10 protein-coding genes and 1 pseudogene are annotated in these 13163 nt (G+C 69.4%); 5 read left to right on the forward strand and 6 right to left on the reverse strand.

Annotation, left to right across the window (positions count from 1 at the left end; genetic code table 11):
* The first annotated feature begins 128 nt into the window (after window positions 1–128).
* The 3 genes and pseudogenes from J3486_RS14350 to J3486_RS44935 all read left to right on the forward strand — a co-directional run bounded on the left by J3486_RS14350 (window position 129) and on the right by J3486_RS44935 (window position 4870).
* The gene (locus J3486_RS14350) at window positions 129–3851 is read left to right on the forward strand and encodes a S8 family serine peptidase (protein ID WP_207820666.1); all 3723 of its coding nucleotides are present in this window, start codon (window positions 129–131) and stop codon (window positions 3849–3851) included.
* Between the two features lie 239 nt (window positions 3852–4090).
* Window positions 4091–4483 (forward strand): annotated as a pseudogene (locus J3486_RS45185) (NAD-binding lipoprotein); the annotation flags it as partial.
* A gap of 258 nt (window positions 4484–4741) precedes the next feature.
* Window positions 4742–4870 carry a hypothetical protein gene (locus J3486_RS44935; RefSeq protein ID WP_307804811.1) on the forward strand — a complete coding sequence of 43 codons (129 nt, stop codon included), beginning with the start codon at window positions 4742–4744 and terminating at the stop codon, window positions 4868–4870.
* Window positions 4871–5222: 352 nt separating this feature from the next.
* Here the strand turns inward: J3486_RS44935 and J3486_RS44680 are convergent, their stop codons facing one another.
* The 6 genes from J3486_RS44680 to J3486_RS14385 form a co-directional block, all read right to left on the reverse strand.
* Window positions 5223–5357: a hypothetical protein gene (locus J3486_RS44680; protein ID WP_267878190.1), complete on the reverse strand. Its 135-nt coding sequence runs from the start codon at window positions 5355–5357 to the stop codon at window positions 5223–5225.
* A gap of 140 nt (window positions 5358–5497) precedes the next feature.
* Window positions 5498–6667, reverse strand: a complete 1170-nt coding sequence (locus tag J3486_RS14365; protein ID WP_229377984.1) for an ABC transporter substrate-binding protein — start codon at window positions 6665–6667, stop codon at window positions 5498–5500.
* 17 nt (window positions 6668–6684) lie between these two features.
* The gene (locus J3486_RS14370) at window positions 6685–7740 is read right to left on the reverse strand and encodes a branched-chain amino acid ABC transporter permease (protein ID WP_207820668.1); all 1056 of its coding nucleotides are present in this window, start codon (window positions 7738–7740) and stop codon (window positions 6685–6687) included.
* Entirely contained in the window at window positions 7737–8609 is an 873-nt protein-coding gene (locus tag J3486_RS14375; protein WP_207820669.1) for a branched-chain amino acid ABC transporter permease, read from the reverse strand. The genes J3486_RS14370 and J3486_RS14375 overlap by 4 nt, the downstream gene beginning before the upstream one ends.
* 47 nt (window positions 8610–8656) lie before the next feature.
* Window positions 8657–9370: an ABC transporter ATP-binding protein gene (locus J3486_RS14380; protein ID WP_207820670.1), complete on the reverse strand. Its 714-nt coding sequence runs from the start codon at window positions 9368–9370 to the stop codon at window positions 8657–8659.
* On the reverse strand, window positions 9367–10131 hold the full coding sequence (locus J3486_RS14385) for an ABC transporter ATP-binding protein (protein WP_307804812.1): 765 nt from the start codon (window positions 10129–10131) through the stop codon (window positions 9367–9369). Before J3486_RS14385 ends, J3486_RS14380 begins: the two co-directional genes overlap by 4 nt.
* 213 nt (window positions 10132–10344) lie before the next feature.
* Between J3486_RS14385 and J3486_RS14390 the strand changes: the two genes are divergently transcribed.
* Together J3486_RS14390 and J3486_RS14395 are read left to right on the forward strand one after the other, a co-directional pair.
* On the forward strand, window positions 10345–10698 hold the full coding sequence (locus J3486_RS14390) for an antibiotic biosynthesis monooxygenase family protein (RefSeq protein ID WP_207820672.1): 354 nt from the start codon (window positions 10345–10347) through the stop codon (window positions 10696–10698).
* A gap of 304 nt (window positions 10699–11002) precedes the next feature.
* A complete protein-coding gene (locus J3486_RS14395) occupies window positions 11003–12931 on the forward strand; it encodes an N-acetylmuramoyl-L-alanine amidase (RefSeq protein ID WP_207820673.1) in 1929 nt (642 codons plus the stop codon).
* Window positions 12932–13163: the final 232 nt, after the last annotated feature.

A 13163-nucleotide genomic window follows, 5' to 3' on the forward strand; every position in this document is an offset into this window, starting at 1 on the left:
CTTCACACGGTGTACAGGGTGACCGTATGCTCACCGCGCTTCAGAGAAGCAGACCGTTTGTTCGGTCATCTTCGAAGTGCCAGGGGATGATCGTCCCCGTTCGGCGCGACCGCAGGAGATACAGACACTTGAAGCGACATCCAAGATGCTGGAGCACGGCCGCTGTTGCCGCCGCCTCGGTGCTCGTGTTCACGGGCCCGTTCAGCGTGCGAGCCATGGCAGGGCCCGGCTCCCCACCCACGCTTGCCGCGCACGAGACGCCGTCTTCCACCGCCGTTCCCACCGGCGAACACACTGTGACACTGATCACCGGGGACGTGGTGACCACCCGTCGGCAGGGCTCGGGCGGAGGCGGTGGGACGGTCACCGTGCGGGACGCGGACGGGAAGCCCACGCGGTCGCGTCTCGCCGAGGCGGACGGTGACCTGTTCGTGTACCCGGAGTCCGCGCTGCCCTTCGTCGCCAAGGGCAGCCTCGATCGCGAACTGTTCAACGTCACCGACCTGATCGCGGACGGGTACGACGATGCCTCCCGTGAGCGGCTCCCACTGATCGTGTCGTACCGGAACGCGGCGGCGCGCCGTACGGCCGCTGTCCCGGACGGTGCCCTAAAGGTGCGCGACCTCGCCAGTGTCCAGGGCGCCGCACTCAGCGCCGACCGGGCGCGGGCCGCGGAGTTCTGGCATTCCGTCACCGGGGAGAACTCGGTCGACGGCGGCATCGGGGATGCACGTACCGACGCAGCCTTCCGCGACGGCGTCGCACACATCTGGCTCGACGCCCCGGTCGAGGCCGACCTCGCCGACAGCACCGCACAGATCGGCGCCCCGAAGGCCTGGTCCGGCGGCAACACCGGGCAGGGTGTGGAGGTCGCCGTGCTCGATACCGGCGTCGACGCCGGGCACCCGGACCTCGCCGACCGGATAGCGGCGCGGCAGAGCTTCGTACCGGACGAGAACACCGACGACCACGACGGGCACGGCACCCACGTGGCGTCCACCATCGCCGGCACCGGCGCGGCCTCCGACGGCAAGGAGAAGGGAGTGGCGCCCGGGGCACGGCTGAGTATCGGCAAGGTGCTGGACAACTCGGGGCGCGGGCAAATCTCCTGGACGCTGGCCGCCATGGAGTGGGCCACTGTCGAACGCCACGCGAAGATCGTGAACATGAGCCTGGGCTCCAGTGAGCAGTCCGACGGCAGCGATCCGATGAGCCAGGCCGTGGACCGGCTCAGCGCCCAGACCGGCGCGCTGTTCGTCGTCGCCGCGGGCAACGGGGGCGGGGCCGGCACCGTAGGCGCCCCTGGTGTGGCCACCTCCGCACTGACCGTGGGCGCCGTGGACGGCACCGACACCCTGGCCCCGTTCTCCAGCCAGGGTCCCCGGGTGGACGGCGCGCTGAAGCCGGAGATCACCGCCCCCGGGGTCGGCATCCTCGCCGCCAACTCCTCCTTCGCCGCAGGCGGCAACGGTGCGTACCGGAGCCTGAGCGGCACTTCGATGGCCACGCCGCACGTCGCCGGTGCCGCCGCTCTGCTCGCCGCCGCACGTCCCGAGCTCACCGGCAGCGCTCTGAAGGACGTTCTCGTCAGCAGATCGCACCGCACTCCGCAGTACGACGCCTTCCAGGCCGGCAGTGGCCGGGTGGACGTCGACGCCGCGGTGCGCGCCGGGGTGTACGCCTCGGCGACCGCCTACGCGCCGGGCAGCTCACCGGGCCCCGTGCGGCGCCCGGTGACGTACACGAACACCACCGGCACCGCGGTCACCCTGGATCTGTCGGTCGCGGCGACGCACGCGCCCGAGGGGATGTTCCGGCTGTCCGCCTCCCGGGTCACCATGCCGGCGCACGGCACCGCCGATGTCGCGCTGACGATCGACGGGTCGGGCTCGGCCGGTGGCCGCACCTACAGCGGCCAGATCCTCGCGACGGACGCCGACGCGCGGACCGTGGCGCACACCGCGGTGTCCGTGGGTCCGGTCCAGCACAAGCTGACGGTGCACTTCAAGGACGCGGACGGCAATCCTGTGCCGGGCGTGTTCGACCTGCTGAAGTCGGGGGACTCCGAGTCCCTCCCCGTCCTGGTCGGCGACAGCGGCACGACCGAGCTGTACCTGTCTGAGGACACCTACTCGGCCCTCGCCTACAAGACCGTCCCCGGTGTCCATGGCCCCCATTCGTGGGGCATGGCGCTGCTCGGGGACCCCGAGGTCCAACTGACGAAGGACACCACCGTCACCTTCGACGCGAGCCGGATCGAGCGCATCGAGACGACGGTGCCCCAGCGGACCGAGGCGACCTACCAGCGCCTGGACTACCAGCGCTCCATGGGAGGGATGACGTACCGGACGGGCTTGGAGACCCAGACCGCTTACGACAGCCTGTGGGCGCAGCCGACCACCCACAAGGTGACCCACGGCGACTTCCGCGTCAGCGCCCGCTGGCGCAAGGAGCAGCCCGCGCTGACGGTGTCCACCCGGACCACGGACTTCACGGACGTCCTGCGCCAGGAGGGCGTCAGCGCGCTGCCGAAGGGCACGCGCAAACTGCCGTTGGTCTTCGCGGGCAACGGCGCCGACGCCGATTACGCCCGGATCGATGCCCGTGGCAAGGCCGTGGTGGTACGCCGCAACGACGACGTCGCCGACGGTGTCCAAGCGGCCAACGCCGTGGCCGCGGGGGCCGAACTGCTTCTGGTGGTCAACAACGAGGACGGCCGTGCCCTGCGCGGCTACGGCGAGCCCTTCGGGCCGCCCGTCGCCCTCGACGTCGCGCTGCTGAGCACCGACGAGGGCGAAAGGCTCGCCGCCCAGGCGAAGGTCCGCGGTGCGCAGGTCACCGTGACCTCCCAGCCGGTCAGCCCCTACGTGTACGACCTCGTGGCGAGCTGGCACAACGAGATCCCGACCCGGATGACCACCCGGGCCGACTCCCGCTCCCTGGCCCGGGTCGACGTGGCCTTCGACAGCCCGCTGCCCGACAGGTCGGGCGGGGAGTTCCGCTACGACTGGGTACCGGGCAGCGGCTGGACCTTCGGCGGCCCCCAACCGGAGCCCGTCAGAGGCACCCGTACCGACTGGGTCTCCACCGGGGACTACCGCTGGAACCAGGAGGCGTACGCGTCAGGCGTGGTCTACGAGATCGGCGCCAAGACGGCCTACCGGCCCGGCAGCCGCCAGTCTGAGGAGTGGTTCGGGCCCGTCGAACGACCTCACCTCAACGACGCGTACCGGTCGCCCCTGCGCATCGGTGACTCGATGGCCATCGACGTCCCCGCCTGGGGCAGCCGGGACCACATCGGCCTCAGCCAGGACGACACCGGTGCGACCACGCAGCGCATGACCCTGTCCCAGGGCGGCACGACCCTCGGCGAGGGCGTCTTCTCGCTCGTCGAGGGCAAGGCTCCGGGCCCCGGGAAGCTGCCCTACCGGCTCGTCGTCACCGGTGAGCGCAAGGCGCCGTCCACGCCGTACTCCTCGGCGACCCGCACCCGGTGGGACTTCGTCTCCGCTGCCGCCGCCGACCCGGCGGCCAAAGCGGTGCTGCCGCTCATACAGCTCGACTACCGCGTCGAGCTCGACGGCGCCGGTCGCGCCAAGCGGCACGCCCCGCTGACCGTGACGGCCGCGCACCTGCCCGACGCCGCACACGTCGGCCGCCTCGGCGCACCCGCCCTGGAGCTGTCCTACGACGACGGCCGCACCTGGCACCGCGCCGACCGCACCGGAGACGGCGGGTTCCGCCTCGACGCTCCGAGCAGGGCTGAGTTCGTCACGGTGCGCGCCAGCGCACGGGACACCGTCGGCAACACCATCCACCAGACGGTCACCCGGGCCTTCGGCCTCCGCTGACCCGACGTCACTCAGGCAGGACACCGGGCTACGGCTCCGGGCAGCGCTGCCGGAGCCGTAGCCCGCCGTGCCGTTCCCTATCGGGTGAATATCTCGGTGGCACGGTGGGTCTCGGTTCTCGCGTCAGCACTCTTCCGCTGATGGCACACGCGGTGCGCGAGGCTGTAGGGGGACACGACATAGCGAGCCGGCGTCCGGTTTCTTGACGCCACCGAGCGCGTTACGTCTTCGACCGGACACTGGACCGAAGCACTAGGGCATTGCTCGGCCGGCTGGCCGCCTGCTGTCTGGCGATCGTCGTTCCCGTCAGCACGCTCCTGGTGTGGACCGACCCGCGGGCACCCCGCTCTCTCTTCGATCGGCTGGTCGCGGTGTGGCGTACGAGCGCCGAGGCCCTCCGCCTCGGCGGGGTGACCGGAGCGCCGCTCCGGATGCTCCTGTCGGTGTTCCTGGGATTGATTGCTCTGCTGTGCGTATCCACCCTGGTGGGTGTGACCACGACCGGGCTGGGTGACCGCTTGGAAGAACTGCGGCGGGGTCGGTCCAGGGTGCTGGAGAAAGGGCACGCGGTGGTGCTCGGCTGGTCCGACCAGGTGTTCACCGTTGTCGGTGAGATGGTCCTCAGCCAGGCCGGCCTGTTCGGCTACGACAGCGTGATCGCGCTCGGACCGAACGCGGCTCCGCACCGGGCCCGGTCCGACGACCAGCTCCTGCTCAGGCTGCTGAACCTGAGGACCGTCGAGGAGGAGACGGGACAGGCCCTGCCCGTCGTCGCCGAACTGACCGACCACCGCAGCCTGGCACTGGCCCCGCTGGGACCTGAGTGGGACGCCGTTGTGTACGGCGAGCTGACGGCCCTGGTCATGACCAGGATCGCGTAGAACACCGGCATGGCCGTTGTGTTCGAGGAACTCCTCGCCGCTCGGGGTGGCGCCCTGGCCCTGCGCCCGGCCTCGCACTACGTGTTTCCCGGACGGGTGGCGTCCGCCCTCAGGCGTGGGGAGTGCGCGATCGGGTAGCGAGCGCACGATGCGCGCACCCCGCGCCGGGAGATCGACGTACGCCTCGTTCCCGGCAAGACGGAACGACGTGTCTGGGCTTCCCCGGACGAGATCATGATCGTTGCCCCGCCGGACGCGGGTGACCGTTGCCCAGGTACCGCGTCCGACGGGCGACCGGAGCGTCCGGACGTGCTCCCGGAAGCCCGGCGGGGCGCGGAGGACAGACCTGCGCGCGGCCCCGCCCCTGAATGAGGTCATGACGTGGCCGTGGGCCGGACAGCGGTCAGGCCGCTGCCCGGCGGGTGAGGGCCGGCAGTGTCCTGGTCCTGATCCGACGGTACGTCGCGAAGCCGTTCACGGTCTCCGCTGCTCAGATGACGGTACTGAGCAACGGCCACCACAGCTCGCGTCCCTGCGCACCCTCGACCAGCTTGACGACCGAGTTCAGCGCCCAGCCGACGGCGAGGAAGAGAGCCGCCCACCTGGCCCACCGCCAGATCGCCATGGCCCCTCGCCTACGGGATTCCTGCCGAGTCCGTTCCCCGTGCCGAAGTCGTGTGTCCACCATGACTCTTCGTCTACCCGTCATCCGGCGTCGCCTCCTCGCCCTCGCAAGGAAGGCCACGAGTGGCCCTCAGTCGCCCGTCAGTTCGCCAGATGCCAGTCGCCGCCACGTACCACGAGTACGCCGAGCGACTCGGGCCGGAGACCGGAGTGCTCCTTTGCCGAGTTCCGGATCGGGCCGGACACTCCGTCGAATCCGATGGTCTCGATCGTGTCGCGCAGCTCGGGACCGTCCGTGCCGCCCGACTTGGCGATGGCGTTGCGCAGCATCAGGGCAGCGTCCGCCCCGAAGGAGGCGAACCCGGAGTAGTCCTGGTACGCGTCGGTGTAGCGCGCCACCCACTCCTTCTGGTTCCGGACGCTCTCACTGCCCGAGGTGACGTCACCTATCGCCAGGACGCGGGGGAAGACCATGTGCACGCCCTCCGCGGCTCCTTGAGCGCCCTTGACGAAGAGTTCCGCACCGGCACCGGCATCCAGATAGACACCACCGTCGAAGTCCGCGTCCCGCAGGTTCTTGGCGATGATCCCGGCAGCCGGCATGACCGCCCAGACGACCACGGCCTCCGGACGATCCTCGACCAGGCGTTTCGCCTGGACGCTCATGTCCTTGTCCTCCTGGCCGAACTGCTGTGTGCCGGTGACCTTGATGCCGGCCTTCCTCGCCTGGGCCAGGACCGCGGTGCGGCCCTCCTGTCCGTAGGGGTTGTCGACATTGAGCAGGCCGACACTCTTCACCCCCTTCTTCTTCAGATCGGCCAGCAGCACTTCGGCGTCCTGAGCGGGGTTGGGAGAGATCTTGAAGGTGTACTGACGTTCCGACACCGGGTTGGTGATCGCCGTTGCCGACGCCAGTGAGATCAGTGGCACCTCGCGCTTCTCCACGATGCTGGTCACCGGGACGGTGCACGCCGAACAACCACCTGTGATCACTGCCACGACGTGATCATTGTTGATCAGGTCGTTGACGTTGGTGATGTTCTGCGCGGGCTTGGTCTGGTTGTCCTTGACGATCAGCCTGAGCTTGCGTCCGCCCAGCACTCCGCCCTGCGCGTTGATCGAGTCCACTTGCAGTTCGAGGGCCTTCTTGTACGCCGTGCCAATGCTCTGTGTGGGCCCCGACAATTCCAGGCTGGCGCCGATCGCGATGTCACCCCCCTTCGACCGCCCGCCGGTCCCGTCGTCCTTCGCGGACGCGGCGCAGCCGGTGAGCCCCAAGGCGCTGACGAGGATCGCGCCGGTCAGCGCCAACGAAGAACCTGTCCGGATCACTGTGTCTCTCTTTCCTGTGTACGAGCCGTCGTCGCGGGGGCAGGACCGTCCTGCCGCTTCCGAACCGACCGCTCCCTGCGGACCGCCGTTACCCCACCCACCCCTCTGGGCAGGAACAGCAGCACGGCTATCAATGCGATCCCGTAGACGATGACGTCGAAGTTCCCGGTGGCGGACGGGAACACCTTCGGGATCAAGTCCTTGGACGCCTCGGAGAACGAGATGATCACCAGCGCACCGAGCGGCGCGCCCCACGGGGTGCGCAGTCCACCGACCGAGGCGATGACGAGCAGTTGCACGGAGCTGAGGAGTCCTGCCTGACCGGAGTCCATGAAGGACGACCAATGGGCGTACAGACTGCCCGCGATCGAGGCAAGCCCGGCCGCGAGCGCCAACGCGCTCCGGCGCAGCGCGGCGGCCGACACCCCGGCAGCCTCCGTCGCCACGGGGCTGTCACCCAGCGCGCTCAACGCGTCCCCTACGGGGGACCGCAGCAGCGCGTCCACGGACAGCACGGCGACCAGCAGCACGCCGGCCACGAGGTAGTAGACCGACAGGTCGGTGTCCAGTTCCACCCCGAAGGGCGCCAGCGACGGAATGTCCGCGAGGCCGTTCGAGGCGCCGGTCAGCGGCAGTTGATTGGCCAGAGAGCTGACCACCAGACCGAACGACAGGGTCGCCAGTGCCAGGTACTGGCCCTGCGCCCGGAAGATGAACAGCCCCACGACGTAGGCCACGGCCATGGCCAGCGCGGCCCCGGCGGTCAGCGCGAGCAGGGCGTTGATGTGCCATCTGCCGGTGAGGATCGCGGAGGTGTATCCGCCGACGGCGAAGAAGGCGGCCTGCCCGAGGGAGATCTGTCCGGCACGGCCGACGAGCGGAACGAGGCCCAGGGCCGCCGTGGCCTGCAGACACACCAGCACCGCGACCGACATCGTGTAGAAGGGCACCCTCGTGAAGACGGCGGGCACCCCCAGCAGCAGTACGACGAAGACGACGTACCCGGCGGCACGAGAGCCGACCAGGGTGCGTACTCGGCGCGACGCGTTCATACCCGCACCACCGAAGCCCGGCGCAGCAGCCCCGTGGGCCGGAGCAACAGCACCACGAGCAGCAGCCCGTAGGTGAGCGTGTCCTTGTACTCGCTGCTGAGATATCCGGTGGCGTACGCCTCCACCAGTCCGACCAGCAGCCCGCCGGCCACGGCGCCCACCGGGGAGACGAGTCCGCCGATGACCGCCGCGGTGAAGCCCTTGAGGCCGAAGGGGATGCCCACTGACGCGTCCGGCGGCTGGAGCGGAGCCAGGAACACTCCGGCCAGCGCGCCCAGCGCCGCGGCCAAGGTGAACGCCAGCAGACTCATCCGGGCCGGCGAGACACCCACGAGGCGGACCGTCTCGGGTTCCATGGCCGTGGCGCGCATCGCGGTACCCCACAAGGTTCTGGTGAGGAACAGCCACATCAACAGGACGGCCAGCCCGGTGGCCACCCCGCACCACACGTACTGCCGAACCACGTGGGCGCCGAACACATCGAACGCGTGGCCCTCGGAGAAAGACGGGACGAAATGGGAGTCCGGGCCGAACAGGAGGAGCGCCGCGCCCTCAAGGGTCACCGACGCGCCGATCGTCAAGATGATCAACCGTTCGCTGTCGGCGTCGCGTGCTCGCCGGACGACGACGAGGTCCAGCAGGGCACCGACGCCGGAGGTGGCCGCGGTCGCGGTCAGGGCCGCCGCCCACAGGGGTGTGCCCGCTTCGTGCAACACCGCGGCTCCCAGCCCGCCGAGCATGACGAAGTCACCCTGGGCGAAGTTGATGACGCCGGTGACTTGATACACCAGGGCGACGCCCAGCCCGACCAGTGCGTAGGTGGTGCCAGCCCCAAGTCCGGAGAGTGTGAAGTCGAAGAACTGCGACATGCGTGGCTACCGGATTCCGATCCTGAGTGACTGCGGTACGGGAACGTTCATCCGACGGGCCCTCCCAAATAGGCCCGAACAACCCGGGGGTCTTCGCGCAGTTGGCCAACGGGCCCCGAGGCCACGAGTTCTCCCCGCTCCATGAGGTGTCCGCGCTGTGCCACCCGGAAGGCGACACCTGCGCTCTGTTCGACCAGGACCAGCGTCGTGCCGCGGCCGGCCAGTTCCACGAGCGCGTCGGTCACCACGCGGACGGCCTGCGGGGCGAGCCCCAGCGAAGGCTCGTCCAGCAGCAGCAGTTTCGGACGGCTCATCAAGCCTCGGCCGACGGCCACCATCTGCTGTTCGCCACCCGACAGAGTGCCCGCGGGCTGCTGTCGGCGGGCGACGAGCGCGGGAAAGAGGTCGTAGACCGCGTCCAGCCCGGTTGCGGCCCGGTCAGCCACATAGCCACCCAGCCGCAGGTTCTCCTCGACCGTGAGCCCGGTGAACACATGACGACCCTCGGGAACGAGCACCAGCCCCGCTCGCGTCCGCTGCTCCGCCGGCCAACGGGTGACGTCCGTGCCGTCGAACTCGATGGTTCCCCGCCATGGACGAGACAGGCCCGCCAAGGTTCGTAGCAGCGTGGACTTTCCGGCGCCGTTGGGTCCGATGACGGTCACGGCCTGTCCGGCACCCACCGAGACGTCCACCCCGTGCAGGGCCTCGATCCGGCCGTACCCGGACACCAGCCCAGTAGCCCGCAGCAGTTCGCTCACGTCTCCTCGCCCAGGTATGCGGCGCGCACCAGGGGGTCGGCCGCGATCCGCTCGGATGTGCCGTCCGCCAGCAGCCGGCCATGGTCCAGGACCAACACTCGGTCCGACACCGCGAAGACGCCGGCGACATCGTGCTCGACCATCAGTACGGTCACGCCTTTCGCCGCGATGTCCTTGAACAGTGCCGTCAGATCGGCGCTTTCCGCGCGCGCGAGCCCCGCGAGAGGCTCGTCCAGAAGCAGCAGCGCGGGGTCTCCCGCCAGCGCCCTCGCAATCTCCACCCGGCGCTGGAGTCCGTATGCCAAGTCCCCCGCGGGGAAGTGTGCGTAGGGCCCGAGTCCTATCCGTTCCAGCAGCTCACGGGCCGATCGGCGCTCGGCCTCGAACCGCCTCCTGGAAGTGGCCAGACCCAGGACATGGCCGAGAGAGAGGTGCACACTGCGAGCGGTGCGCGGCAGCATCACGTTCTGCAGCACGGTCAGCGAACTGAAGATCTGGAGGTTCTGGAAGGTCCTGGTAACCCCCAGGCGGGCAGTGCTCACGGGGCCGACCCCGGTCAGGTCGTGGCCGTTCACGCGTATGGTTCCGGATGTCGGAGGTGTCACCCCGGAGAGAGCGTTCAACAACGTTGTCTTCCCGGCACCGTTGGGGCCGATCAGTCCGATCACGCCACCGCTGGAGTGGAAGAGGGTGAAGTCTTCCACGGCCTTCACCCCGCCGTAGCGCACCGTGAGTGCGGACACCTCTACCGACGCGGTCACCGGCCGCCTCGGGCGGCACATAAGACTGGCACTGTTCTCCTACATGTCTGTCCGACCAACTGGGTCAGACCTCAACTTGCGCCTACGGCGGCGCTATTGGTCACCACGTAGACCGTTGACACGCAGTAGTTGTGACACTGCGGCCGGATAATCCGCTGTTGAGGAGGTTTCGACCACTCGTCACAAGGGCGAGCCGTCGCTTGTCGAATGGGCATGACCGACTCACTGAAATCGAAGACGCACACCGCCGACCCGGTCGTCCTCATCAAGACCTACACCGTGCCATCGGAGGAGGCCGACTACTTCACCGAGGCGTACCAGGAGAACGCGCGGATCATGTCGAGGCAGCCCGGATTCATCCGCTCCCGGCTGCATCGGCCCCTGGCCGACGCCCCGGAGACGCGGTTCGTCCATATCGCCGAGTGGTCCTCGGGCAGCGAACTCGACAGGGCCACGGGCAATCAGGAGTGGCACGCCGCGCTCAAGCGCCTGTTCGACGACCCCAAACTCCACATCACGTCCGAGCCCGCCAGCTACCGCGTCGTCGTCGAGTTCCGTCCCTCCTGAGGAGGTCCGACCGTCATGTCACTGCTCGGCGGGGCAGGCAGGACCGCCGACGGGTCTGCGTCGCCGGACCTTGCGGTCAGGCAGGGACTCACCGCCCCGACGACGCCGAACGGCGCCGCTGGTGACTGGGTCCCACCACACCGTGTTGGCACCACACCGTGTTGAACCATGCGAATTCTCGTGGCACTACAACCAGCTTCGCCCTACAGTCATCCCCGCATCGAGTTGCCTTGCCCCGACGGCCTGCCACGGCCGCTGGTCGGCGCGCCTCGATGCCCGTTACTTCTTGATAAGGAGCATCACCTTGCACAAGCCACGAAGGGCAGCCTTGCTGCCCGTCGGTGTCACGGTGGGCGCACTCGTCGCCGGTGGTCTGTTGGCCATGTCGGGCGCGGCGCAGGCCGACACGGCGACTGACGCCTCGGGGAAGCGCCAGGAGGCCCTGCTCGCCGCGGCGGACGAATACCACGTACCGCCCGCCGTCCTGCTCGCCCTGTCCCACCAGGAATCAGCGTGGGACGGACACGGTGGCCTGCCGAGCACCGACGGCGGTTACGGGCCGATGAATCTCACCGACGTCACCCCCGCCATGCTGGCCGGCGGCGGTGCGGGTGCCGCGGGCCGTGCCGACCTCGATGCCCTCGCCGCCGACCCCGCTCTCCACACACTGCACCGGGCCGCGGAACTGTCCGGCCTGTCGCCGCGGGACCTGCGCGAGGACGACGCCGCGAACATCCGGGGCGGGGCCGCGCTGCTGGCCACGTACGAGCGGGAACTGGTCGGCACAACGCCCACGGACCCCGCCGAGTGGTACGGGGCCGTGGCCCGCTACAGCCAGGCCAAGCAGGAGAAGGCAGCCGCTAGCTTCGCCGACCGCGTCTTCCGCACGATACGCGCCGGCGCCTCCGCCACGACCCAGGACGGTCAGCGTCTGCGCCTGGCTGCCAGCCCTTCGGTCGCCCCCGACCGGCGGCAGATCGACGCACTGCACCTGGAGAAGGCGTCCACGACGGCCGCCACCGAATGCCCCACCACGGTCGACTGCACCTTCGTCGCCGGCTCTCCGGTCGGCGGCCAAGTGGCCAATCGCCCCGCGAACGGCATCCGCATCGACACCATCGTCATTCACGACCTGGAGTCCACGTACGACGCCGGTGTCGCGGGCCTGGCCAACCCCACCAATCCCGCCTCGACTCACTACGTCATGTCGTCGTCCGGCGCGGTCACCCAGATGGTCCCGACCAAAGACATCGCCTTCCACGCCGGGAACTACTCGACCAACCTGCACTCCATCGGGATCGAGCACGAAGGCTACGCCGCTCACGGCGCCGCCTGGTACACGGAGTCGCAGTACCAGGCCACGGCCGACCTGGTGAAGTATCTGGCCGCGCGCTTCGGCGTACCCCTGGACCGGCAGCATCTCATCGGTCATGACAACGTTGCTGGACCGAACTCCGCGCTGGTCGCCGGCATGCACTGGGACCCCGGCTACGCGTGGGACTGGAACCACTTCATGAACCTGGTCGGGGCTCCGGTCAGTGGGCTGCCCGAGGTGCCCCAGCCGGGTGAGGTCGTGGCGGTCACGCCCTCGTTCACGGACAACGTGCAGACCTTCCAGGTGTGCCCCTCCGACGACCCCACCGGGCAGACGCCCACCTGCACCGAACGGCAGCAGCGGACCAACTTCGTCTACCTGCGCACCGCCCCCAGCGAGACCGCCCCGCTCTTCGGCGACCAGGCGATCCACGGCACCGCTGCGGGCACCAACCGGGTGAACGACTGGGGCAGCACGGCCCAGGCCGGTCAGCAGTTCGTGGTGGCGGAGGTGCGGGAGGACTGGACCGCCGTCTGGTTCAGCGGGGCGAAGGTCTGGTTCCACAACCCGGGCGGCGCCAACACCCGTCTCCGCTACGGAGTGAAGATCATCAAGCCCGCCGGGAGCGCTCCGGTGGCACTCTACGGCTCCAGCTATCCCGACAAGGCCGAATATCCGGCCGGTCTCGGCGCCTCCACGCAGGGCCCGCTCAGCATGTACTCCATCCCGGCCGGACAGGCGTACGTGGCCACCCAGGACGCCTCGGCCACCGACGACTACTTCCCGTCCAGCGGAGCGGTCGTCATCGGCGGAAGGAAGATGTACACGGTGCAGTACAACCATCGCGTCGCACTCGTCTACGCGGACGCCGTCACTGCGACCACGGCGACCCACCACTGGGAGAACGACGGCGTCTGACCGGCGGATCCGTCCCGTGACGTCAATTCGAGAAGGGCCGACGCGTCGCCGTCGTCGGCGGTGACGCGCCCTCCCTTCCGGCGTCGTCCCGGCCCCCGCTTCGGCAGGGGTCGTTGACTGTCTGCGCTCCCGTCCAGTCGACGCTCCCGCCAGCGGTGGGTGACCTTCGAGGAAGGCCACCCACCGCTGGGATTTCACTGCCCGCGGGACCAGCTCCTCGCGTCGGAACGAC

Origin of the sequence: Streptomyces sp. VRA16 Mangrove soil, from assembly GCF_017377775.1 — a bacterium.
Taxonomy (GTDB): domain Bacteria; phylum Actinomycetota; class Actinomycetes; order Streptomycetales; family Streptomycetaceae; genus Streptomyces.

Excerpts from the sequence above, each read along its gene's own strand:
- J3486_RS14375 (WP_207820669.1), bottom strand. The coding sequence starts at position 8,609 with ATGTCGCAGTTCTTCGACTTCACACTCTCCGGACTTGGGGCTGGCACC.
- J3486_RS14370 (WP_207820668.1), bottom strand. The coding sequence starts at position 7,740 with ATGAACGCGTCGCGCCGAGTACGCACCCTGGTCGGCTCTCGTGCCGCC.
- J3486_RS14390 (WP_207820672.1), top strand. The coding sequence starts at position 10,345 with ATGACCGACTCACTGAAATCGAAGACGCACACCGCCGACCCGGTCGTC.
- J3486_RS44680 (WP_267878190.1), bottom strand. The coding sequence starts at position 5,357 with ATGGCGATCTGGCGGTGGGCCAGGTGGGCGGCTCTCTTCCTCGCCGTC.
- J3486_RS44935 (WP_307804811.1), top strand. The coding sequence starts at position 4,742 with ATGGCCGTTGTGTTCGAGGAACTCCTCGCCGCTCGGGGTGGCGCCCTG.